This window comes from Streptomyces sp. NPDC005805 (genome assembly GCF_040630445.1).
Lineage (GTDB): Bacteria > Actinomycetota > Actinomycetes > Streptomycetales > Streptomycetaceae > Streptomyces.
In genome coordinates this window covers 162,937-184,222 of the sequence record NZ_JBEXXN010000003.1, presented here as the reverse complement: position 1 = coordinate 184,222, position 21,286 = coordinate 162,937, and the positions used below count along the sequence as shown (strand labels likewise).

Annotated in this window: 18 protein-coding genes and 1 pseudogene; 10 read left to right on the top strand and 9 right to left on the bottom strand. The window is 72.2% G+C overall.

The genetic code is table 11. The features are described from left to right. A complete protein-coding gene (locus ABZ457_RS03450; RefSeq protein ID WP_359153366.1) occupies nt 1-972 on the bottom strand; it encodes a UTP--glucose-1-phosphate uridylyltransferase in 972 nt (323 codons plus the stop codon). 94 nt (nt 973-1,066) lie between these two features. Between ABZ457_RS03450 and ABZ457_RS03445 the strand changes: the two genes are divergently transcribed. After that, entirely contained in the window at nt 1,067-1,687 is a 621-nt protein-coding gene (locus tag ABZ457_RS03445) for a 5-formyltetrahydrofolate cyclo-ligase (protein ID WP_359153364.1), read from the top strand. Here the strand turns inward: ABZ457_RS03445 and ABZ457_RS03440 are convergent. Next, nucleotides 1,650-4,508: a penicillin acylase family protein gene (locus ABZ457_RS03440; RefSeq protein ID WP_359153362.1), complete on the bottom strand. Its 2,859-nt coding sequence runs from the start codon at nt 4,506-4,508 to the stop codon at nt 1,650-1,652. The two genes, ABZ457_RS03445 and ABZ457_RS03440, sit on opposite strands and share 38 nt — an antisense overlap. Nucleotides 4,509-4,727: 219 nt before the next feature. Here ABZ457_RS03440 and ABZ457_RS03435 point away from each other — a divergent pair, with 219 nt between their 5' ends. From ABZ457_RS03435 to mscL, 6 genes are all read left to right on the top strand, one after another. Next, complete coding sequence (locus tag ABZ457_RS03435; RefSeq protein WP_359153480.1) at nt 4,728-6,272, top strand: potassium/proton antiporter; 1,545 nt, start codon at nt 4,728-4,730, stop codon at nt 6,270-6,272. Nucleotides 6,273-6,512: 240 nt separating this feature from the next. Further along, on the top strand, nt 6,513-7,778 hold the full coding sequence (locus ABZ457_RS03430) for an MFS transporter (RefSeq protein WP_359153360.1): 1,266 nt from the start codon (nt 6,513-6,515) through the stop codon (nt 7,776-7,778). A 67-nt stretch (nt 7,779-7,845) separates the two neighbouring features. Next, nucleotides 7,846-8,166 (top strand): FmdB family zinc ribbon protein, encoded by a 321-nt coding sequence (locus tag ABZ457_RS03425; RefSeq protein ID WP_359153358.1) that lies wholly within the window; start codon nt 7,846-7,848, stop codon nt 8,164-8,166. A 156-nt stretch (nt 8,167-8,322) separates the two neighbouring features. Next, the gene (locus tag ABZ457_RS03420; protein WP_359153356.1) at nt 8,323-9,198 is read left to right on the top strand and encodes an S-methyl-5'-thioadenosine phosphorylase; all 876 of its coding nucleotides are present in this window, start codon (nt 8,323-8,325) and stop codon (nt 9,196-9,198) included. Between the two features lie 346 nt (nt 9,199-9,544). After that, nucleotides 9,545-10,057: an RcpC/CpaB family pilus assembly protein gene (locus ABZ457_RS03415; protein WP_359153354.1), complete on the top strand. Its 513-nt coding sequence runs from the start codon at nt 9,545-9,547 to the stop codon at nt 10,055-10,057. Nucleotides 10,058-10,222: 165 nt separating this feature from the next. Next, complete coding sequence (gene mscL, locus ABZ457_RS03410) at nt 10,223-10,729, top strand: large conductance mechanosensitive channel protein MscL (RefSeq protein WP_359153352.1); 507 nt, start codon at nt 10,223-10,225, stop codon at nt 10,727-10,729. Nucleotides 10,730-10,794: 65 nt separating this feature from the next. Here the strand turns inward: mscL and ABZ457_RS03405 are convergent, their stop codons facing one another. The 6 genes and pseudogenes from ABZ457_RS03405 to ABZ457_RS03380 form a co-directional block, all read right to left on the bottom strand. Then, entirely contained in the window at nt 10,795-10,998 is a 204-nt protein-coding gene (locus tag ABZ457_RS03405) for a hypothetical protein (protein WP_359153350.1), read from the bottom strand. Nucleotides 10,999-11,118: 120 nt separating this feature from the next. Then, nucleotides 11,119-11,505 carry a hypothetical protein gene (locus ABZ457_RS03400; RefSeq protein ID WP_359153478.1) on the bottom strand — a complete coding sequence of 129 codons (387 nt, stop codon included), beginning with the start codon at nt 11,503-11,505 and terminating at the stop codon, nt 11,119-11,121. Between the two features lie 29 nt (nt 11,506-11,534). Then, a complete protein-coding gene (locus tag ABZ457_RS03395; protein ID WP_359153348.1) occupies nt 11,535-12,185 on the bottom strand; it encodes a Rieske (2Fe-2S) protein in 651 nt (216 codons plus the stop codon). Further along, nucleotides 12,182-12,781, bottom strand: a complete 600-nt coding sequence (locus tag ABZ457_RS03390; protein ID WP_359153346.1) for a 4Fe-4S dicluster domain-containing protein — start codon at nt 12,779-12,781, stop codon at nt 12,182-12,184. The genes ABZ457_RS03395 and ABZ457_RS03390 overlap by 4 nt, the downstream gene beginning before the upstream one ends. Nucleotides 12,782-12,789: 8 nt before the next feature. Next, nucleotides 12,790-15,005 (bottom strand): annotated as a pseudogene (locus tag ABZ457_RS03385) (molybdopterin oxidoreductase family protein). Then, nucleotides 15,002-15,943 carry an MFS transporter gene (locus tag ABZ457_RS03380; RefSeq protein ID WP_359153476.1) on the bottom strand — a complete coding sequence of 314 codons (942 nt, stop codon included), beginning with the start codon at nt 15,941-15,943 and terminating at the stop codon, nt 15,002-15,004. Before ABZ457_RS03380 ends, ABZ457_RS03385 begins: the two are co-directional and overlap by 4 nt. 419 nt (nt 15,944-16,362) lie before the next feature. Here ABZ457_RS03380 and ABZ457_RS03375 point away from each other — a divergent pair, with 419 nt between their 5' ends. Continuing rightward, nucleotides 16,363-17,433 (top strand): P1 family peptidase, encoded by a 1,071-nt coding sequence (locus ABZ457_RS03375; RefSeq protein WP_359153344.1) that lies wholly within the window; start codon nt 16,363-16,365, stop codon nt 17,431-17,433. Nucleotides 17,434-17,585: 152 nt separating this feature from the next. Beyond that, complete coding sequence (locus tag ABZ457_RS03370; RefSeq protein ID WP_359153342.1) at nt 17,586-18,395, top strand: DUF6227 family protein; 810 nt, start codon at nt 17,586-17,588, stop codon at nt 18,393-18,395. Between the two features lie 99 nt (nt 18,396-18,494). Here the strand turns inward: ABZ457_RS03370 and ABZ457_RS03365 are convergent, their stop codons facing one another. Then, nucleotides 18,495-20,234, bottom strand: coding sequence for an MFS transporter (locus ABZ457_RS03365; protein WP_359153340.1), 1,740 nt, complete (start codon nt 20,232-20,234; stop codon nt 18,495-18,497). Nucleotides 20,235-20,295: 61 nt separating this feature from the next. Here ABZ457_RS03365 and ABZ457_RS03360 point away from each other — a divergent pair, with 61 nt between their 5' ends. After that, a complete protein-coding gene (locus ABZ457_RS03360; protein WP_359153338.1) occupies nt 20,296-21,264 on the top strand; it encodes a YafY family protein in 969 nt (322 codons plus the stop codon). Nucleotides 21,265-21,286 lie beyond the last annotated feature (22 nt).

Below are 21,286 nucleotides of genomic sequence, written 5' to 3'. Positions count from 1 at the left end.
TCACATCTCCTCGGTCACGAAACTGCGAAGCCAGGCGCGGAACTCGGGGCCCAGGTCCTCACGTTCGCACGCGAGTCTGACAATGGCACGCAGGTAGTCGCCGCGGTCGCCGGTGTCATAGCGGCGGCCCTTGAAGATCACGCCGTGCACCGGGCCGCCGTCGCGGGGGCCGGACGGGGCGGAGTCGGCGTTCGCGTGGTGCGGGGCGCCGGTGCCGTGCGGGGTGCCGGTGCCGTGCGCGTCGGCCAGCTTCTGGATCGCGTCGGTGAGCTGGATCTCGCCGCCGCGGCCCGGTTCCGTCTCGCGCAGTATCCCGAAGATCGCGGGGTCGAGGACGTAGCGGCCGATGATCGCCAGGTTGCTGGGGGCCTCGGCCGGGTCCGGCTTCTCGACCAGCTCCGTGATCTGGACGACGTCGTCCTCGCCGGTGGGCTTCACGGCGGCGCAGCCGTACTGGTGGATCTGGGACGGGTCGACCTCCATCAGCGCGATCACGCTGCCGCCGAGGCGGGCCTGCACCTCGACCATGCGCGCGAGCAGGGGGTCGCGCGGGTCGATGAGGTCGTCGCCGAGGAGGACGGCGAAGGGCTGGTCGCCGACGTGCGGGGCCGCGCACAGGACCGCGTGGCCGAGACCGCGCGGATCGCCCTGGCGGACGTAGTGCATGGTGGCGAGGTCGCTCGACTCCTGGACCCGGGCGAGGCGGCCCGCGTCCCCCTTGCGGGAGAGGGCCTCCTCCAGTTCGTAGTTGCGGTCGAAGTGGTCCTCAAGGGGGCGCTTGTTGCGGCCCGTGATCATCAGGACGTCGGAGAGGCCGGCGGAGACGGCCTCCTCGACGACGTACTGGATCGCGGGTTTGTCGACCACGGGGAGCATCTCTTTGGGGGTGGCCTTCGTGGCAGGCAGGAACCGGGTGCCGAGGCCGGCGGCGGGGATGACAGCCTTGCTGATCCCGGGGTTCGACTGAGTCATGCGGAGCACCATAGCGACAGTGCATGGGAGGAAGATGATGCTCCGGTTAACTTCGTCCTTGTAAAGGCGTATACGAGAGGTTCACAGACGGCCCATGAGCACCGACATGTCAGGAAAGAGTGCCCTGCGGGCCGAACTCCTCGCCTCCCGGCGGCTGCTGTCCGCCGAGGACGTCCGCGCGGCGGCGGCGGTGCTCGCCCGGCACTCCCTTCTCCTGCCGGAGCTGGCCGGCGCCGGGACGGTGGCCGCCTATGTCTCGGTCGGCAGCGAGCCGGGGACCCGCGCGCTGCTGGAGGCCCTGCGCGCCCGGGGCATCCGCGTCCTGCTGCCGGTGCTCCTGGCGGACAACGACCTGGACTGGGGCGTCTACCGGGGGCCCGACCACCTCGCCCCGGCCGGCCGGGGACTGCTGGAACCGGACGGGGAGCGCCTCGGCCCGGCGGCCGTGACCTCCGCGGACACCGTCCTGCTGCCGGGCCTCGCCGTGGACGGGCACGGCATGCGCCTCGGCCGCGGGGGCGGCTCGTACGACCGGGTGCTGGCCCGCCTCGCCGCCGCGGACGCCGACCCCGCCCTGGTGGTGCTCCTCTACGCGAACGAGGTGGTCGCGGCGGTCCCGGCGGAACCGCACGACCGCCCCGTCCACGCGGTCGTCACCCCTCAGGGAGTGCGGCGCTTCACGGAGCCGACGTGGTGTCCGGCGGGAGAAGCCTGAGTCTGTCCACCGTCGCCTTGTCGACGGCGGCGGGGCTGTAGGCCCAGTCCAGCAGCTCGCCATTGGCCCACTTGTCGGTCTGGTCGGTGTAGTGCGCGCTGTAGGCGTGGCCCGAGGCGCCGGTGAGGTTGATCCACCGGGACCGGTCCCAGTCCCCGACGTTGAGGACCATCCGCATCGAGGGGACCCAGATCACCTCGTACCCGCTGGCCGCGTTCCAGCCGGTGGCGTTGACCGCCGCCTCGCCGCCGCCGAGCTTCCAGGGGCCGCGGTTCAGTATGCGCTGGAGGAAACCGGGGCCCTCGGTGCCCAGGGTCTGGTTCTTGAGGTTCAGCTGGTGCAGCCGTCCCCAGCTCCAGCTGGAGGCGTCCTTGCCCATCTCGGCGGTGAGTTCCCAGCGGGCGTCCTCCATGGCCCGGGCGAGCAGCCCGTCCCGGGTGTCGGTGGGGTCGTCGGTGCGGGTGCCCGGGGTGCGCCACCACTCGTTGTCCGCGTCCTTGAGCAGCCTGCGCACCACCTCGTACCAGCGGTCGCCGCCGTCGGGCTGGGCGGACCCGGAGTCCCGCTGGCCGCACTCGCGCACGCGCTCGGTCAGGTCGTCGTCGGGCGCGGTGCTGTCGGCGGGGAGGACGTTGAGGCACTCGCCCTCGATCCGCAGCTCCTTGGGGAGCTTGTTGCCGAAGGCGAGCTTGAGGACGTTGCGCCAGACGGCGTTGAAGTAGGCGGCGGCACCGGAGTCCGGCTCCTGGGTGTAGTCCCAGCCCTCCAGCAGCTTCTGGGCCTCGCGGACATAGGGGTCGGAGACGTCGATCTTCAGCAGGTAGGGGGTCAGCAGCTTGGCGATCTCGCTGCTGTTGTCCATCTGCATGGTCCGCATGTCCTCGGTGGAGATCTTGCCGCCACCGCGGATCTTGGATTCGACGAGGTCGTTGATGCGCTGGCTGCGGGCGCCGTAGCCGTAGTCCTCGGTGATCAGGTACGGGTACTTGTCCGCGTCGATCACGGCCTGGTTGGCGGTGACGATGTAGCCGCGGCGGGGGTTGTACTCGTAGGGCAGCTCGTCGAAGTCGATGAAGCCGTCCCACTTGTACTCCGGGTTCCAGCCGGGGGCGGGGACGGTGCCGTCGCCCTCGGCGCGGACCGGGATCCTTCCGGGGGCCTGGTAGCCGATGTTGCCCTTGGTGTCGGCGTAGATCATGTTCTGCGAGGGGACCTCGAAGTCCCGGGCCGCGGCGCGGAAGGACGTGAAGTCCTTGGCGCGGTTCAGGGCGAAGACGGCGTCCATGCTCTTGCCGGGCTGGAGCGCGGTCCACTGGAGTGCGACGCCGTAGCCGGAGCCGCGGTCGGGGGCCGCGTTGGAGACGGGGGCGCGGTCGCCGACCTTGGCGAGCTCGTCGCTGCGGTCCGAGACGAGCGGGCCGTGCCCGGTGGAGCGGACGGTGATCGTCTTGTCCGAGCCGCCGGCGACCTTGATGACCTCCTTGCGGGTGGTCAGCTTCTTCTCCCGGTCACCGACCAGGTAGGTGTCGCCGTTGAGCTTCTCCAGGTAGAGGTCGGTGACATCGGCGCCGAGGTTGGTGAAGCCCCAGCCGATGTCCTGGTTGTGGCCGATGACCACACCGGGCATACCGGAGAAGGTGTATCCGGCGACGTCGAAGGAGCACTGCGGCGACACCTTCCGGCAGTGCAGACCCATCTGGTACCAGAGGGACGGCAGCTGCGGCGCGAGGTGCGGGTCGTTGGCGAGGAGGGGCTTGCCCGTCGTCGTGTACTTGCCGGCGACGACCCAGGAGTTGGAGCCGATGCCGCTGCCGTTCGGGCCGAGCAGCTCGGGGATGGCGTCCAGGGTGTCGGACAGGGCGCCCAGCTGGGAGTTGAGGCCGGCGGCGGCGCCGGCGGTGCTGCCGTCACCGGTGCCGGTGCCGCCCGTGCCGGTTCCCGTGCCGTCGGTTCCGGTTCCGGTGCCGTCGGTTCCCGTACCGGTCCCGGTTCCGGCGCCCGTTCCCGTGCCGTCCGTGCCGGAGTCGTTCGCGGAGCCGGAGGGCCGGGCCTCGGGGTCGAAGGCTCCCGTGGCCGGGTCGATACCGCCGCCGGGGACGATCGGCTTGTTCCGGTCGAAGGGGTAGGCCGGGTAGAGGTCGCGGATCTGCTCGTCGCTCAGCCGGCTGGTGAGGAGCGAACGGTCGATCTCGTCCTGCATGTTGCCGCGCAGGTCCCAGGCCATGGCCTTCAGCCAGGCCACGGAGTCGACCGGGGTCCACTGCTCGGGCTTGTAGTCGTTCTCGAAGGCGAGGGCCGCGTACTCGACGGAGATCTCCTCGGCGGAACGCCCCTTCAGGTAGGCGTTGACGCCGTCCGCGTAGGCCTGGAGGTACTTCTTCGTCTGCGGTGAGAGCTTGGTGTCGTACTCCTGCTGCGCGACGCGGCGCCAGCCGAGGGTGCGCAGGAAGGCGTCCGTCTCGACCTGCCCGGAACCGAACATCTCGGACAGCCGGCCCGAGGTCATGTGCCGGCGGACGTCCATCTCCCAGAACCGGTCCTGCGCCTGGACGAATCCCTGGGCGCGGAACAGGTCTTCGTCGCTGTCGGCGTAGATCTGCGGGATGCCGTAGTTGTCGCGCCGGACCTCGACCTCGCCGTCGAGGCCCTCGACCGTGAGCGATCCGGTGGTCTGGGGGAAGGATGCGCGAACCGTGCTCACGCTCCAGTAGGCCCCGTACCCGACACCCGCGACGAGCGCCAGCACCAGGACGAGCACGAGCAGTCGGGCGCGTCGCCCCTTCTTCTTCTTGGGGGAAGAGGCTGTTGTGTTGGCGGGCATCGCTGTCCTTCGAGGGGCAGGGTGGTCCTGGGAATGCTGAGGCAACTCTAGGCGCAGCGGCCGACCGGCCCGGACGCGGTATCCACAAGGCACCCCTGCTTCCCGGATGATCGGTTCTTCGTACCGTCAAGGAAACGTTAAAGATTAGGTAAGGTAACGAAGTGCCGCTGCCGGTACGACGTCCGCCGCCATGCCGGGCGCGAGGGGAAGGATCGGCCACTGACTGTCCACCAGCTCAATGAACTTCTGCTCATCTGCTCGCTCGTGCTGCTCATCGCCGTCGCGGCGGTGCGTATCTCGTCCCGGAGCGGGCTGCCCAGCCTGCTGCTGTATCTCGGCATCGGGATCGCGATGGGCCAGGACGGCCTGCTCGACGTCAAGTTCGACGACGCCGAGCTGACGCAGGTGATCGGCTACGCCGCCCTCGTGGTGATCCTGGCCGAGGGTGGTCTGGCCACCCAGTGGAAGGAGATCAGACCGGCGCTGCCCATAGCGGCCGTGATGTCGACGGTCGGCGTCGCGGTGAGCGTGGGCATCACGGCGGCGGGCGCCCACTATCTGATCGGCCTCGACTGGCGCCAGGCGCTCATCATCGGCGCGGTGGTGTCCTCCACGGACGCCGCGGCCGTCTTCTCCGTGCTGCGCAAAGTGCCGCTGCCGTCCCGGGTGACGGGCGTGCTGGAGGCCGAGTCGGGCTTCAACGACGCCCCGGTCGTGATCCTGGTCGTCGCGTTCTCCACGGCCGGCCCGATCGACGACTGGTACGTCCTGGTGGGGACGATCGCCCTGGAGCTGGCGATCGGCGCTGCCATCGGCCTGGCCATCGGCTGGCTCGGCGCCTACGGCCTGCGGCATGTGGCACTGCCCGCGTCCGGCCTGTACCCGATCGCGGTCATGGCCATCGCGGTCGTCGCCTACGCGGCGGGCGCGATGGCGCACGGCAGCGGGTTCCTCGCCGTCTATCTCGCCTCGATGGTCCTCGGCAACTCCCGGCTTCCGCACGCGCCGGCCAACCGCGGCTTCGCCGAGGGACTCGGCTGGATCGCCCAGATCGGCATGTTCGTCCTGCTCGGGCTCCTGGTGACGCCGCACGAGCTGGTGGACGACTTCTGGCCGGCCGTGGTGGTGGGCCTGGCCCTCACCCTGGTCGCACGGCCGCTGTCGGTCCTGGTGAGCCTGGTGCCGTTCCGCCTCCCCTGGCAGGAGCAGGCCCTGATGTCCTGGGCCGGGCTGCGCGGAGCGGTGCCCATCATCCTGGCGACCATCCCCATGGTGGCCGGAGTGCCGGGCAGCGACCGCATCTTCAACATCGTCTTCGTCCTGGTCGTCGTCTACACCCTGATCCAGGGGCCGACCCTGCCGTGGCTCGCCAGGGCGCTGCACCTCGGGCGGTCCACGGAGGCGGCCGATCTGGGAGTGGAGTCGGCGCCGCTGGAGCGGCTGCGCGGACATCTGCTGTCCGTGGCCGTTCCCGAGGGGTCCCGGATGCACGGTGTGGAGGTCGGGGAGCTCCGGTTGCCGCCGGGTTCCGCGGTCACCCTCGTGGTGCGGGAGGAGAAGAGCTTCGTCCCCGGGCCCACAACCGTGCTGCGGCACGGGGACGAGCTGCTCGTCGTCGCCACCGACCCGGTGCGGGACGCGGCGGAGCGGCGGCTGCGCGCCGTGGCACAGGGCGGGAAGCTGGCCGACTGGCTGGGCACGGGCGGCTCCGCGTCGCGCCGCCACCCTTCGAGAAGAATGCCCGATAAGCACGATATGCGGTAAAGTGCAGGGGTATATCAGTGGGCGCCACCGATTCCCAGGCGGAACAGGTCAGAGTCCCTGTACCATGAAGGCACACTGATCGACCAACTCTGCCTGACGCAGAGCTGGCGCGACCGTATGGCGGCCGCGGAGTCCCCCGCTGTGGACCCCGGTATCTACCGCAGTTCCGCGCAAGAGGACAGCTCTCGGCAGCTCCCGGCATCCCGGCGAGCGCTACCAGGCGGCAGAAAGGCAAGGGCCGTGGCATCCACGGTCGCGTCCGGCAAGCGCCCTGGTTACGGGCAGCTGCTCCGCACCCCCGGAGCATGGACGTTCCTCCTTCCGGGCTTCGCCGCGAGGCAGCCCTTCGCGATGCTGACCATCGGCATCGTCCTGCTGGTGCAGCACACCACCGGCTCCTACGGCAGCGCCGGCGCCGTGGCCGCGGTCACGGGCGTCTCGATGGCCCTGTTCGCACCGCAGAGCGGCAAGCTCGCCGACCGGTTCGGCCAGCGCGCCGTCCTGCTGCCCGGCGTGATCGTGCACGCGCTCTCGGTGTCCGCGCTGACGGTGCTCGCTCTGGCGGACGCCCCGCTGTGGGCCCTCTTCGCGGCCGCCGTGCCGGCCGGTGCCTCCGTGCCGCAGGTCGGGCCGATGGTCCGCGCCCGGTGGGCGGCACGTCTCCAGGGCTCGCCGCTGCGGCAGACCGCGGCGGCGTTCGAGTCCGTGACGGACGAGTTCACCTTCGTGGTCGGCCCGGTCCTCGCGACCGCCCTGTGCACGGGCGTCCACCCGGCGGCAGGTCTGATCGCCGAGGCCGGGCTCACCCTCGTGGGCGGTCTGCTCTTCGCCGCCCAGCGCCGCACCCAGCCCGCCCACGGCCACATCGCCGGGACGAGCCGCCGGACCTCCGCCCTGTCGGTGCCCGGTGTGCGGGTGCTCGCCGTCGCCTTCCTCGGGATCGGCTCGGTCTTCGGCGGGATGCAGGTCTCCCTCACCGCGTTCAGTGAGGAGATCGGGCAGCCCGGCGTGAACGGCCTCCTCTACGGACTCTTCGCCGCGGGCAACATGCTCGCCGGCGTCGCCGTCGGCGCCATCGCCTGGAAGACCGGCCCCCGTCGTCGCCTCATCGCCGGGTACGCCGCGCTCACCCTCGCCGCCTCCCTGCTGTGGACCGCGCACTCCGTGGCCCTGCTCGGCGCGCTCGGTCTGGTGGTCGGTCTGTGCATCGCTCCCTCCCTGATCACCGGCTACACGCTGGTGGACTCGCTGGTGCCGGCCTCCGCCCGCACGGAGGCGTTCACCTGGCTGACCGGCGCCGTCGCGCTCGGGCAGGCCGCCGGTGTCACGGTGGCCGGCCGGCTCGCGGACGGCTACGGCGCGAGCGCCGGGTTCGCCGTGCCGCTCGCCGGTACCGCGCTGGCGCTGGCCACCCTGGTGGCCCTGCGCTCCCGGCTCACTCCGGCGACGCCCGGACGGGTGGCGGCACGTGGGATCGGTCACCGAGTGCCGGTGACGGTGGACTGATCCCGCGGAATACGTCACTATGGACCGTCGTTAGCACTCATCGAGTGAGAGTGCCAGGAGGAAGACAGTGCCGACCTACCAGTACCAGTGCACCGAGTGCGGCGAGGGCCTCGAGGCGGTGCAGAAGTTCACCGACGACGCCCTGACCGTCTGCCCGAGCTGCGACGGACGCCTCAAGAAGGTGTTCTCCGCGGTCGGCATCGTCTTCAAGGGCTCCGGTTTCTACCGCAACGACAGCCGCGGCTCCTCGTCGAGCAGCTCCCCGGCGTCGTCCGCGTCGAAGACGTCCGACACGAAGTCGTCCACGGCCTCCGCGTCGTCCACGTCCTCGACGTCGTCGAGCACCGGGTCCACCACCGCGTCGAGCTCTTCCGGCTCGGCCGCCTGACACCTCCGTGCGGCTGCCCGGCCACGGCCGGGCGGCGGCACGACGCCTGACGCGCGCATGCTCGCGTCCCGGCAACCCGTACCCTCCCGGACCCCGCCCCGGCCTCCGCCGGGAGCGGGGTCCGCGGCGTGCGGGGCCCCGGATACTGTGGCCGCCATGGCGACCAACGCGAACGCAGGCCCCGGCACCGGCTCCCGTTCCACCACGGCGGAGATCGGGGTCATCGGCGGCTCCGGCTTCTACTCCTTCCTCGACAACGTCACCGAAGTACAGGTCGAGACCCCGTACGGCTCCCCGAGCGACTCCCTCTTCGTCGGCGAGATCGCCGGCCGGCGGGTGGCGTTCCTGCCCCGGCACGGGCGCGGCCACCACCTCCCGCCCCATCGCATCAACTACCGCGCCAATCTGTGGGCCCTCCGTTCTCTCGGTGTGCGCCAGGTCCTCGGACCCTGCGCGGTGGGCGGGCTGCGGCCCGAGTACGGCCCGGGCACCCTCCTGGTGCCGGACCAGTTCGTGGACCGGACGAAGGCACGGGCACAGAGCTACTTCGACGGCCTGCCGCTGCCGTCCGGCACCGTCCCCAACGTCGTCCATGTCTCCCCCGCCGACCCCTACTGCCCCAGGGGACGGCGGATCGCGCTCGAAGCCGCGCGGGGACGCGACTGGGAGCCGGTGGACGGCGGCACCCTCGTCGTCGTCGAGGGCCCGCGGTTCTCGACCCGGGCCGAGTCCCGCTGGCACGCGGCCATGGGCTGGTCGGTCGTCGGCATGACGGGGCACCCCGAGGCGGTCCTCGCCCGCGAGCTGGAACTCTGCTACACCTCCCTCACTCTGGTCACTGACCTCGACGCGGGAGCGGAGGCCGGTGAGGGCGTCTCCCACGAAGAGGTGCTCAAGGTCTTCGCCTCCAACGTCGACCGGCTGCGGGACGTGCTGTTCGACGTGGTGGCGGCCCTCCCCGCGAACGAGGACCGGGACTGCCTGTGCCGGAACGCACTCGCGGGGATGGACCCTGGATTCGAACTTCCCTGACCCTCACCCCGGAACACACACCGGCACCCCAACTCACCCGCAGCAGCGACGGAGTTGTCCACAACCCCCGACTTGTCCACAGGCTCGAACGCGGACCGGCGGAAACGTGGATCGTGAGCGGAGCCGGACACGGGCAACAGGCCCGGTCCCCGCTCACGACTGGTGGTGTTCCATGTCCTTCCACACCTGCGTCCCCCGCTCCTCCCGTACGCCCGGCCCGGGCGGCAGCCCCGGAGGTCCGACGGGCGCTGCCCCGACGGCCTCCCCGGATGCCCCGGACACCTCGGCACGGGGAGGGCCGGGCGGGTTCCCGTGGCTGCCGGCCGACCCGCAGGCGCCGGGCCCGGTGGGGGTCCCGCCGTTCCCGCCGCTCCATGTGCGGCGCAGCGGTCTGCGGCTGCGCCGGGCGCTGCGCAGGCAGCGCGGGACCATGGCCGCCGGGCTGGCCGTCACCGCGGCGGCGCTGGCCGCGACCGCCGCGGGCCAGTCCGAGGGCCACGCCGGCCGACGTACATCGGAGGCGCCGGAGACGGCGGCGCTGACCGCCGCCGCGCCCGCCCGCAAGCGGCCCGCCGACGAGGAGCTGGTGTCCGCCCCGGTCCGGATCGCCGACGCGGCGACCGTGCGGCTGCTGCGTCCCGGCGACCGGGTCGATGTGATCGCCGCCCCGGACTCCCCCTCGGAGGACGGGCCCGCGGCCGAGATCGTGGCCTCGGACGTCCGGGTCGACGAGGTGCCGGCGCCCGATGCCACCGCCCCGGAGGCGGGTGCGCTGGTCGTGCTCTCGGTCCCCCGGGACACGGCCGCCGCCCTGGCCGGCGCGGGCACGACCTCCCGGCTGGCGGTGACACTGTGCTGACGCGCACGCACACGCCCGGTCACCCGAGGAGTCACACACGGACTCGTACTGACGTATCGTCAGGTCACCTGTTCGCGGGTGCGGATTGGACAGGACGGCCCGGGGCTGCCGTAGGTTTCCCCCCTGTCCCCCTCCCCTACCGCACATGCGAAAAGAGGCTCATCCGTGAGCGAGAGCAAGCCGAGTCTGATCGAGGGCTTCAAGGCCTTCCTGATGCGTGGCAACGTGATCGACCTGGCCGTGGCCGTCGTGATCGGTGCCGCCTTCACCAACATCGTCAACGCTGTGGTGAAGGGCGTGATCAATCCGCTCGTCGGAGCATTCGGCACCAAGAATCTCGACTCCTACACCTCGTGCCTGAAGGCCCCCTGCAAGGTGGTCGACGGCGAGATGGACGGCATCCAGATCGCCTGGGGCTCGGTCCTCGGCGCCACCCTGCAGTTCCTGATCACGGCCGCCGTCGTGTACTTCCTGATGGTCCTGCCGATGGCCAAGTACCTGGCCCGCCGCGAAGCACAGCGGGCGGCGAAGGAGGGCACGCAGGAGATGATCGAGGTCAGCGAGCTGGAGGTGCTCAAGGAGATCCGCGACCACCTGGTCGCCCAGCGCTCCGGCAGCGACAGCGCCACGCCGAGCACGCCCGGCCCCTCGGCGCCCCGGAACGGGGACTGACCTCCCGCCGGAGGAATCGGACGCAGGGCCGCCCGGCGCCCGCGGGCCCGGTCGGCAGCGGGGTCTCAGAGGTGGTGGGGCGGCTTCTCGTCGAGGAAGCGGGCCAGGTCGGTGGCGCTGTCGCCGGCATGAGGCCGCTCACCCCACCCACGGTCCGTATCGTCCGCGGACTGCTGGTCCAGCGGATCGTCGAAGATCAGAGCCGGCTTCGGATGCGGCCGACCGGGCGTCTCCGCGTCTCGCGGTCCGGGGGCGGGGGCGGTGCTCATCCCTCCAGGGTACGGCCGGCCCGCCGCCCGCGGACCCGCCCCGGCCGCACCGGTTCCGGCGACGACCGTCCGAGCCCCGCGCCCCCGGCGGTCGTCTCCCGGCCGGCGCGGCCGGCCCGGTCAGCGGTCCTTGGGATCGACCCACCAGATCGCCAGGACCACCAGGAAGGACAGGCAGAGAAATCCTGCTCCCCACCAGGCGGTCGTAATCTCTCCCTGCATCCAGCTGTTGACGACCACGGTCAGCGCCCACAACTGGCCGACGACCACCGTGCACGCCAGCACGATCCGCGCGGTGAGCCGGGAGGCCCGCTCGGGCTCCTGGTCGGTGCCCGCACCGGGTCCCGGACCGGTGCGGGAGGTACGGGGGTCGCCGTAGCCGCTCGTGGGGCGGATCTGCGGGTAGCGCTCGCGCACCGGGCGGTTCAGCCGCGGATCGGCGCTGCCGGGCCGGTACGCGGGAGGGGCGTCCTCCGGGCTCCGCTCACCCATGCTCCGCTCGCCCATGCCGTCGAGGCCGTCTCCACCGCGCCCGCTCATGCCTCCTCCCCCGTGCCGGTGCCGCGCGCGCCGTACCCGGGGCACTCCAGCAGCGCCGCCTGCTCCGGTTCCCGCTCCGCGAACTGGCGGCACCACGCGTCCCGGTCGTTCTCGCCCGAGCGGACGGTGGCCAGGGCCCAGACGCCGCCGTCGGCGTCCTGGTCCAGGATCACCCGCGGCAGCGGGCGGGGCGGCGGGCCCGCCGTCACCTCTCCGGTGCGGATGTCGAAAACGCCCTCGTGGCAGGGGCAGAGGAGTTCGCCCTCCGGGCCTCGGTCGGCCCGCCAGAGGACCGCGCAGGCCAGATGGGTGCACACGGCCGAGTACCCGACGAGCGTGCCGTCCATGAGCCGGACGGCGACCGCGCGGTCGTCCTCGCCCGGATACCGGAAGGCGAGGGACTCCCCCGGTGCCAGGCTCTCGGCGATCATCTTCGGCTCCGGCGCGCCCTCGTTGTCGCCGTGCCGGTGGAGGATGCCGGCGGCGACACCGATGCCGCCGGCCGCCAGACCACCGGAGACGGTGGCCACGATGCGCAGATAGTCCCGGCGCGTGGTGAGCGCGTCGGCGGCGATCCGGTCGTGCGGGGCCTCCTGCGCGGCGTCCGGCGCGGGTTCGCCCGTCGGCGGCTGCTGGGTGATGCTCATGGGACATCCGCTCCGTTGATCCGGACGATCGGCAGGCCCCCGGGGACCGGCCACCGCACCTTGTCGGCGGGCACGACCATCGCCACACCGGTCTTGACGACGACGTCGCCGAAGGTGAAGGAGTCCGCGACCCGCACTCCGGGGCGCTCGGCCTCCAGCTCCTCCTGCGTTCCGTAGAAGAGCGCGCCGGTGGGGCAGACCGTGGCGCACATCGGGGCGAGGCCGTAGGCGGTGCGGTCGTAGCAGAGGTTGCACTTCATCTGGAGCTTCGCCCCGAGGTCGATCTTCGGTACGCCGAAGGGGCAGGCGCTCACGCAGTTCGCGCAGCCGATGCAGCGGGTGGTGTCCGCCTGCTGCACCACACCGTCGGCGGTGACCAGGATCGCGTCGGCCGGGCACACCTCGGCGCACGGGGCGACGGGGTCCTCGCAGTGCATGCAGACCGTGGGAAGGGAGGCGACGGAGTGCCCCTCGTCGGGGTAGTCGAGATGGATCATGGACGTGCCGCGGTGGGAGTCGCATTCGCGGCAGGCCGAGACACACGCCTGGCAGCCGATGCAGCGACCCGGATCGATGAAGATCGTTCTGCCCATCATGGCGGGCCTCAGCCCCTCTCTGCGGTGCCGCGCCCCTGCGGGGACGTGGGCGGCAGCGGGTCGGTACGGGAGACCTGGGTCTCGGGGTAGGCCACCTGTCCCGGGGCCACGGGTGGCGCGGGCACCACGTCGACGGCCTCGGCGGCCTCCAGGCGGCACGCGCACACCTTGTACTCGGGGATCTTGGACCGGGGGTCGAGGGCGTCGATGGTGAGCGCGTTCGCCGCGGTCGGCACCGGCCAGTGGTACGGCACGAAGACGGTGTCGGGCCGGATCGCCTCGGTGGCGAGGGCGGGGAAGACCTCGCTGCCGCGGCGGGTGACCACCCGGACCGGGTCCCCGGTGGCGAACCCGAGGGAGGGGTGCACCTCCACCCAGGGCCGGGGTGTCTGCTCCACGAGGGCGCCCAGTCGCCTGGTCTGGTTGCCGGAGAGGAAGTGGGCGACGGTCCGCCCGGTGGTGAGTGACATCGGGTACTCGTCGCTGTAGGGGTCCACCGGCGGATGCCAGTCGACGACCTGGAGGTGGATCCGCCCGTCGGGGTGGTAGGTGCGGCCGGTCTCGAACAGCCGGGGTGTGCCCGGGTGGTCGGTGGACGGGCAGGGCCAGGCGATGCCTCCGGTCTCCTCCAGCCGCTCGTAGGTGATGCCGTAGTAGTCGTTGACCGTCCCCGCCGACGCGATCCGCAGTTCCTCGAACACCTCCCGCGAGCCGGCGAAGGCGAACTTGTCGCCCGCGCCGAGCCGCTGGGCGAGTTGGCACAGGACCCAGGTGTCGGTGCGCACGCCCGGGGGCGGTTCCTGGGCCTTGTTGTGCTTGACCACACGCGCCTCGGCGTTCGCCATCACCCCCTCGTCCTCGGCCCAGGTCGTCACGGGGAGGACTACGTGGGCGTTGGCCGCCGTCTCGGAAAGGAAGAAGTCGAATTGCGCATGGAACTCGACGGCGTCGTAGCCGTCCTTGACCACCCGGTAGTTGGGCAGCGACACGAAGGGGTTGTTGCAGACGCCGATCAGGCCGCGGATCTCGCCGCGCTGCATCTGCCAGACCATCTCCATCATCGAGGTCCCGGCGGGCGGGAGTTCGGACTCCTCGATGCCCCAGATCTCGCAGATCTGCCGGCGGTGCTCGGGATTCGTGATCGACCGGCCGCCCGGGAGCAGGTCGGACTTCTGGCCGTGCTCCCGGCCGCCCTGGCCGTTGCCCTGGCCGGTGATGGTGCCGTACCCGGCCCCCGGCCGGCCGATGTTGCCGGTGGCCACGCAGAGGTTGATGACGGTGAGGCAGTTCTCGACGCCCTGGGAGTGGTGCTCGATGCCCCGGGCGTGCCAGGCCATGGCCTTGCCCGCGCTCGCGAAGGCCCGGGCGACCTGGACGATCTGCTCGGCGGGCACACCGCAGATCTCCGCGGCGCGGGACGGCGGGTACTCGGCGGCCTTGGCGCGCACCTCCTCCCAGCCGGTCGCGTGCGTGGCGAGGTACGCCTCGTCCGTCAGGCCCTCGGCGATCACGACGTTCAGCACGGAGGTGAAGAAGGCGGCGTCGGTGCCGGGCCGGAGGGCGACGTGGATGTCGGCGGTGCGGGCGATCGCCGTCTCCCGCGGGTCCACGACGATCAGGCTCGCGCCGCGGTCCCGGGCGCCCCGGCCCGGTCGATGCCGAAGGCGAGCTTGTTGGCACCCGCCGCGGAGACCATGCAGAGCCGGCCGTTGTAGTCGACGTGGCGGGACTTCAGCGCGACGCGGGCGAACTTGCCGACGAGATAGGTCTTCTCGGAGAAGAGGCTGGCCCCGCCCAGCATCCCGAAGGCGTCGTTGCCGTGGGCTTCCTGGATACGCCGGACCTCGGAGGCGGTGAAGTCGAGGGCCTCCTCCCAGGACACCTCCCGGAAGGGTTCGTCCCGGGACCGGCGCATCAGCGGGGCGGTGAGGCGGTCGGGGTGGTTGACCTGCTGATAGGCGTTGATGCCCTTGGGGCACAGGCGCATCCGGTTGACGTCGTGGTTGCGCGGCTCCACGCCGAAGACCTTGCCGCCGTTGTCGACGCGGAGGTACATCCCGCACTGGACCCCGCAGAAGCAGCAGTGGGTCGGCACGAGGGTCTCGCCGTTCTGGTCGGCGTGCCACTGGTCGGCCGGGATGCCTCCGGCGTCGCGGAAGGCCCGGGTGCCGGGCGGGGCGATGGAGGGGTCGAGGGGGACCGCCGTCCGCTGGTCGGACGTCACTTGAAGCCCTTCTTGACGTGGGTCAGGTACGCGTTGCCGCGCAGGACGCGCTTGCAGCGGGGGCAGTACTCGGCCCATTCGGCGAAGTCCAGCTTCAGGTCCCGCATGGTGCCCTGGAGGTTCTCGACGTAGGGCGTGGTGTCCACGGGCTCCTGGCAGCGGCGGCAGTGGAAGACCTGTTCGTTCTGCCGGGCGGTGTACTTGAACAGCTGCATCCCGACGGCTGCGGGGCGCTGCACGATGTGGAAGAACTTGCCGAACGGGATGTAGATCAGCGTGAAGACCACGGACACCATGTGCAGGATCGCCAGGAACTCGTAGCCGCCGCCGTGCAGGAACAGGGAGGAGAAGGTGAGCAGGAGCCCGGTCACGGAGATGACGATGAGGGCGATCAGCGGGACGAGGTCGTAGGCGAAGCGCTGGCCCGTGACGGCGCCCCGGTCCCTCATCCGCCGCCACAGGAAGTAGGAGGCTCCCGGGATGACGAGGACGGCCGCGATGTCCAGCCCGTGGAACATGAGCCAGCCGAAGAAGTCCAGCGAGTCGAAGCCGAGGACCTTGAATCCCCAGATCCGCATCTCGTAGCCGGGCCCGGAGCCGGTGGCGGAGGTGAAGGTGAACCAGCCCCAGGTGAGGGGGAAGGTGATCAGGGCGGCGAGGACGCAGCCCCAGAAGATCAGCTGGTGGGCGACCCACCGGCCGTGCGAGCGGGCGCCGAGGAACTTCTGGAAGCCGAGGTAGGTGGCGATCATGCGCGGCACCGCGGTGGGCGCGCGGCGGAAGTTCTCCATGGAGAGGAAGCTGCGCCAGCCCTGCTTGAAGAGCCGGCGGGCGCCGGGGGAGGAGACCCAGACCGTGTAGCGGTAGGTGACGCCGAAGGCCAGGAAGACCGTCGCGACGGCGTACGGGAGGAGGGCGGAGTCGAAGTCCCGGAGCATCCGGCTCCCGAACACGATGGCGAGGACCAGCAGCACCGACACGGCGGTGGCCGTGAGTGCGGCGCGGGTCTGGACGGGCAGGGGCTGCCGGCTTCCAGGGGCCGCCGCGCCCGGGGCGCCGGGCCCGACCGGTACGCCGGGGCCGCCCGGTCCGCCGGGGCCGGGCGTTTCCCCCGCGAGGGCCGCCGGGGCCGCGGGCGGGGTGGCGGGCCGGTCCGGCGGGGCCGGCGGAACGGGCGGCTTCGCCGGTACGGCGGGGTCTTCGGGTGGCTCGGTCACGGAGACACCGTAGGGCGATTTATACCGTTGGACCCGTTCTGCGGGGCGGCGGGGTGAGGCTTTCGGCCGAACGTTCCGCCCCCGCGCGGCCACTTCCCGACGCCCCGTCACACCCGGGGACCGTCAACTACGGTGGCGTCATGGGCGACCACCACAGCTCCGCATCCGGGAGCACACCGAGCGGGCCGGCGGGCGGACTGACCGATGTATTGGGCTTGCGGGTCGGCCACGCGGCCGTCCCCGGTCCCGGGGCCCTCAGCGGTACGACCGTCGTCCTGGCACCGGAGGGCGGCGCGGTCGCGGCCGTCGACGTCCGGGGCGGCGGCCCGGGCACCCGGGAGACCGACGCGCTCGACCCCCGCAACCTCGTCCAGCGTGTCGAGGCCGTCGTCCTCACCGGCGGCAGCGCCTACGGCCTGGATTCCGCGGCCGGGGTGATGGCCTGGCTGGAGGAGCAGCACCGGGGTGTGCGGGTGGGGCCGGACCCGGCGCAGGTGGTTCCCGTCGTCCCGGCCGCCTGTGTCTTCGACCTGGGCCGCGGCGGCGACTGGAAGGCCCGGCCGACGGCCGCGACCGGGCGGGCGGCCGTCGCGGCGGCCGCCGCGCAGGACGAGGGCGCGCCCGTGGCGGAGGGCTCGGTCGGCGCCGGGACGGGCGCCGTCATCGGCGCGCTCAAGGGCGGGATCGGGACGGCGAGCCGGGTGCTGGACTCCGGGATCACGGTCGCGGCGCTCGTCGTCGCCAACGCGGTCGGGTCCGCGGTGGACCCGCGCACGGGCGCGCTCTACGGTGCGTACGTCACCGAACGCGCCGCCGAACCGGCGCCGGAGGTGCACGCGGCGGCGCTGCTCCGCGTCGCCGAGGCCCGCGAGCGGCAGGGGCCGCAGCCGCTGAACACGACACTCGCCGTGGTCGCCACCGACGCGGACCTGACCCGCGCCCAGGCGCACAAACTGGCGGGCACCTCGCACGACGGCATCGCCCGCGCCGTCCGCCCGGTCCATCTGATGAACGACGGCGACACGGTGTTCGCCCTGGCCACGGGCGCGCAGGCGCTGGACGCCGGCAATCCGCTCGCCCTCAACGACCTCCTCGCGGCGGGTGCGGACGTGGTGACCGAGGCGATCGTCCGGGCCGTCCGCGCGGCCCGGGGAGTCGACGGCCCCGGCGGCCCGTTCCCCGCCTACCGGGACCTCTACGGCACCGGCTGACGCCCGGCGGCCGCCGGTCGCGGAGACATACGACGGACGGGAACTCCCGTCCGTGCGCCCGTCGTTTTACCTGAACCTTGACCGCACTGTCCGCCCCAGGCGCTACGTTGAGCAATCGGAAAGTGACGTGTGGCGACGGCCTGGAGACCCTCTTGAACGATCCCATCGACCCGCACGAGACCACCGGAACCCACATCGCGCGACTCCTCGGCCGGGCGCTCAACTCCTTCGAGCTGCCGGACGCCGTGGTGGAGCGCCTCGAATCGGCGCTGGCGCACGCCGGTTCACTGCACTCCTCGCACCACTCCTCGGGGTTCCACCGGTCGCTGTACCGCCACGCCTACCTGCTGAGCGACGGCAGTCCGCTCGTCCTGTGGGAGCTGGTGCACAGCACCGGCCGGGAGGAGGCGGAGCAGCACGAGGTGTACGCGGAGGAGCAGGAGGCCCGGCTCGCCGCGTCCCGCCTGCCGGCCGGATTCCCCGGACTCGGTGACGACGAGGGGCGGTTGGGCCAGGGACCGTTCGACGCGGGGCCGTTCGCTCCGGACGCCGGGGCGCCCGCCTTCGACCTCGACGCGGACCTCGATCTGCTCGCCGCGCTGATGTCCCCGCCCCCGCCGCCCCTCCCGCCGGTGTACACGATCGACGACTCCCCGGACCACGCCCGCCGGGTGCTGCGCCGCGCGGAGAACGCGGACCGGCCCGGCGAGCACACGGCGCTGCGGCTGCGCGCCGCGTTCGCGCACCACATCACCCAGGTCTTCGGCCGGCAGTACCGGGTCGACGGCAAGGACGCCGGATTCACGCTCTACGAGCACGCGTTCCTGCTCATGGACGGCACCGAGACCAGCCTGTGGGAGGTCGAGCACACGGCCACCCCCGACGGCCGCCATATGTGCGAGGTGTACGAGGAGGAGCGAGCGGCCCGCCAGGCGATGGAACTCCGCGCGCAGGTCCGCTGACGCGGAACGCCGGGGCACTGACGCCACGCACCGCGCGCCGGGTCCCGCGGCCCTGTCGGGGCCGCGGGACCCGGCGCGCGGCGGCCGGGAGGCGGAGGGTCAGCGGGTGAGCGCGGGCTCCGGTTCGCCGGCTCCGTCGGCGGGGTGCCCGGCGGCGTGACCGGCGTGGTCACCGGCGGGCGACACGTCGGCCGCCGCCGCCCCCGGCGCGTCGTCGGGGCCGTCCCCTTCGGCGACCGCCGCGGTCTCCTGGTGCTGCTTGGGCCGGGCCGGGAGCGCGAACATCAGCAGGAAGATGGCCCCGAGGACCGCCGCGACCCACCACAGCGAGTGCCGGAACGCGTCGGTGAACACCGCCCCCACGGCCCCCGCCCCCGCCGCGTCGGGCGCGAGGTGTGCCTCGTCGACCGTGCCGAAGAAGACCACCGAGACGAGCCCCAGTCCGAGGGCGTTGCCCATCTGGGTCGTCGTGTTGATGAGTCCGGACGCCGATCCGGCGTGCTCGCGCGGCACTTCGGACAGGACCGCGTCGGTCAGCGGTGCCACGATCAGGCCCATGCCGAGCCCCATCACGACCAGCGGCAGCACCATCTGCCAGGGTTCGATCGCGGTGCCGTACCGGCCGGCCTCCCAGATGTAGAGGAGCAGCCCGAGCGCCATCGTCGCCGCGCCCGCCTGGAGGACCTTGCGCCCGAAGCGCGGCACCAGGAGCTGCACCGAGAGGCCCGCCGCCACCGACACGGCCACGGAGAACGGCACCCCGGTCACGCCCGCCTTCAACGGGCTCCAGCCCAGCCCGATCTGCATGTACAGCGTCCACACCAGGAAGAAGATGCCGAGCACGACGCCGAAGGTCAGCTGCACGGCGATACCGGCGGCGAAGCTCTTCACCCGGAACAGGGCGAGTTCGACCAGCGGGGAGCCGTCCCGGCGGGTCTTGCGGCGCTCGTACAGCACGAAGGCGCCGAACACCGGCAGGCTGCCTGCCATGCACAGGTGACCCCACAGCGGCCAGTCCAACTCCCGTCCACGGGTGAGCGGGTAGATCAGCATCAGCAGGCCGAGGGTGATCAGGGCGACGCCGACGAGGTCGAGCCGCAGTGCCTTCGCGGCGCGGGACTCGGTGATGTACTTGCGGCCCAGCAGGAAGCCGGCGATGCCGACGGGCAGGTTGATCAGGAAGATCGGCCGCCATTCGAGGCCGAACAGGTTCCACTGGGTCAGCAGCGCCCCCAGCAGCGGCCCGGACACCGCGCCGAGTCCGACGACGGCTCCGAACAGCCCGAAGACCTTGCCCCGTTCGTGCGCGGGGAAGGTGACATGGACGATGGAGAGCACCTGCGGCACCATCATCGCGGCCGACGCGCCCTGGAGCAGCCGGGCCGCGACCAGGGTCTCCGCGTTCGGGGCGAACCCGCAGAGCGCGGAGGCGGCGGTGAACGCGGCGATGCCGACGAGGAAGAGGCGCTTGCGGCCGTAGATGTCGCCGAGCCGGCCGCCCGTGATCAGACCGGCCGCGAAGGCGAGGGCGTACCCGGCGGTGATCCACTGGATCGCGCCGAAGGAGGCGCCCAGGTCCCCTTCGATGCTGGGGATGGCGATGTTGACGATGGTGACGTCGACCAGGTCCATGAAGGCGGCCGTCATCACGACGGCGAGGGCGATCCACCGCCGCCGGTCCCCCGCCGCGCCCGCACCCGGCTCCGCGCCCGAGACCGGCCCGCTCCCCGTGGCCGGGCCCGCCTCCGTGTGCGCGCTCGCCTCCGGGTGCGCGCTCGCGTCCGTACCCGTACCCGTCTTCGTGGCCGCGTCCTCGGCCCTGGGCTGCTGTGAACTCATACGGGAAGTCTGTCGGCCATATAGGTCAGATCATGTCCTGTACGGGGAGCATCCTGGACCCATGACGGACACCCCGGCACGGCTGCTGAATCTGCTGTCACTGCTCCAGACGCCACGCGAGTGGCCCGGGAGCGAACTGGCCGAGCGGCTGGAGGTCAGCGCGCGCACCATCCGGCGCGACATCGACCGGCTGCGCGCCCTCGGCTACCCGGTCGAGGCCACCAAGGGCGCCGTCGGCGGCTACCGGCTGGTGGCCGGTGCGGCGATGCCGCCGCTGCTGCTCGACGACGAGGAGGCGGTCGCCATCGCGGTGGGGCTGCGGGCGGGCGCCGGGCACGCGATCGAGGGGGTGGAGGAGGCGTCCGTACGGGCGCTCGCCAAGCTGGAGCAGGTGCTGCCGTCGCGGCTGCGCCACCGGGTGTCGACCCTCCAGGCGGCGACGCTGCCGCTGACCCGGGGCGACGGCGCGTCGATCGACCCGCGCACCCTGACGGTGATCGCGGGCACGGTCACCGGGCACGAGCACCTGCGGTTCGCCTACCGGGCGGGCGACGGCGCGGAGACCCGGCGGAAGGTGGAGCCGTACCGGCTGGTGTCCACGGGACGGCGCTGGTACCTGGTCGCGTACGACCTCCAGCGGGACGACTGGCGGACCTTCCGGGTGGACCGGGTGACGGAGCCGTTCGCGACGGGCGCACGGTTCACCCCGCGCGAGGCGCCGGTGGGGGACGCGGCGGAACTGCTGAGCCACACGATGTCCCGGTCGCAGCAGGAGCATGAGCTGGACGTGGAGTTCGAGGCGCCGGCGTCGCACGTCGCGGCGAAGCTGCGCGGGGAACTCGGAGCGCCGGAGCCGACGGGAGAGGAGACCTGCCGGCTGCGCGGGCGCTCCACGGACTCGGTGGAGTGGCTGGCGATGCGACTGGCCCTGGTGGACTGCGAGTTCACCGTGCACGGACCGGAGGTGCTGCGGCAGTACATGACGGCGCTGGCCGGCCGCCTCGCCCGCTCGGTGCCGCCCCGGCCCTGACGGCGGCGCGCCACCGGTGACC

What these genes read in the sequence shown, in the direction of transcription:
- ABZ457_RS03360 (WP_359153338.1), top strand. Translation starts at nt 20,296, where the DNA reads ATGACGGACACCCCGGCACGGCTGCTGAATCTGCTGTCACTGCTCCAG.
- ABZ457_RS03365 (WP_359153340.1), bottom strand. Translation starts at nt 20,234, where the DNA reads ATGAGTTCACAGCAGCCCAGGGCCGAGGACGCGGCCACGAAGACGGGT.
- ABZ457_RS03400 (WP_359153478.1), bottom strand. Translation starts at nt 11,505, where the DNA reads ATGGGCGAGCGGAGCATGGGTGAGCGGAGCCCGGAGGACGCCCCTCCC.
- ABZ457_RS03440 (WP_359153362.1), bottom strand. Translation starts at nt 4,508, where the DNA reads ATGCCCGCCAACACAACAGCCTCTTCCCCCAAGAAGAAGAAGGGGCGA.
- ABZ457_RS03445 (WP_359153364.1), top strand. Translation starts at nt 1,067, where the DNA reads ATGAGCACCGACATGTCAGGAAAGAGTGCCCTGCGGGCCGAACTCCTC.
- ABZ457_RS03450 (WP_359153366.1), bottom strand. Translation starts at nt 972, where the DNA reads ATGACTCAGTCGAACCCCGGGATCAGCAAGGCTGTCATCCCCGCCGCC.
- ABZ457_RS03405 (WP_359153350.1), bottom strand. Translation starts at nt 10,998, where the DNA reads ATGAGCACCGCCCCCGCCCCCGGACCGCGAGACGCGGAGACGCCCGGT.
- ABZ457_RS03420 (WP_359153356.1), top strand. Translation starts at nt 8,323, where the DNA reads ATGGCGACCAACGCGAACGCAGGCCCCGGCACCGGCTCCCGTTCCACC.
- ABZ457_RS03380 (WP_359153476.1), bottom strand. Translation starts at nt 15,943, where the DNA reads ATGCTCCGGGACTTCGACTCCGCCCTCCTCCCGTACGCCGTCGCGACG.
- ABZ457_RS03395 (WP_359153348.1), bottom strand. Translation starts at nt 12,185, where the DNA reads ATGAGCATCACCCAGCAGCCGCCGACGGGCGAACCCGCGCCGGACGCC.
- ABZ457_RS03375 (WP_359153344.1), top strand. Translation starts at nt 16,363, where the DNA reads ATGGGCGACCACCACAGCTCCGCATCCGGGAGCACACCGAGCGGGCCG.
- ABZ457_RS03390 (WP_359153346.1), bottom strand. Translation starts at nt 12,781, where the DNA reads ATGATGGGCAGAACGATCTTCATCGATCCGGGTCGCTGCATCGGCTGC.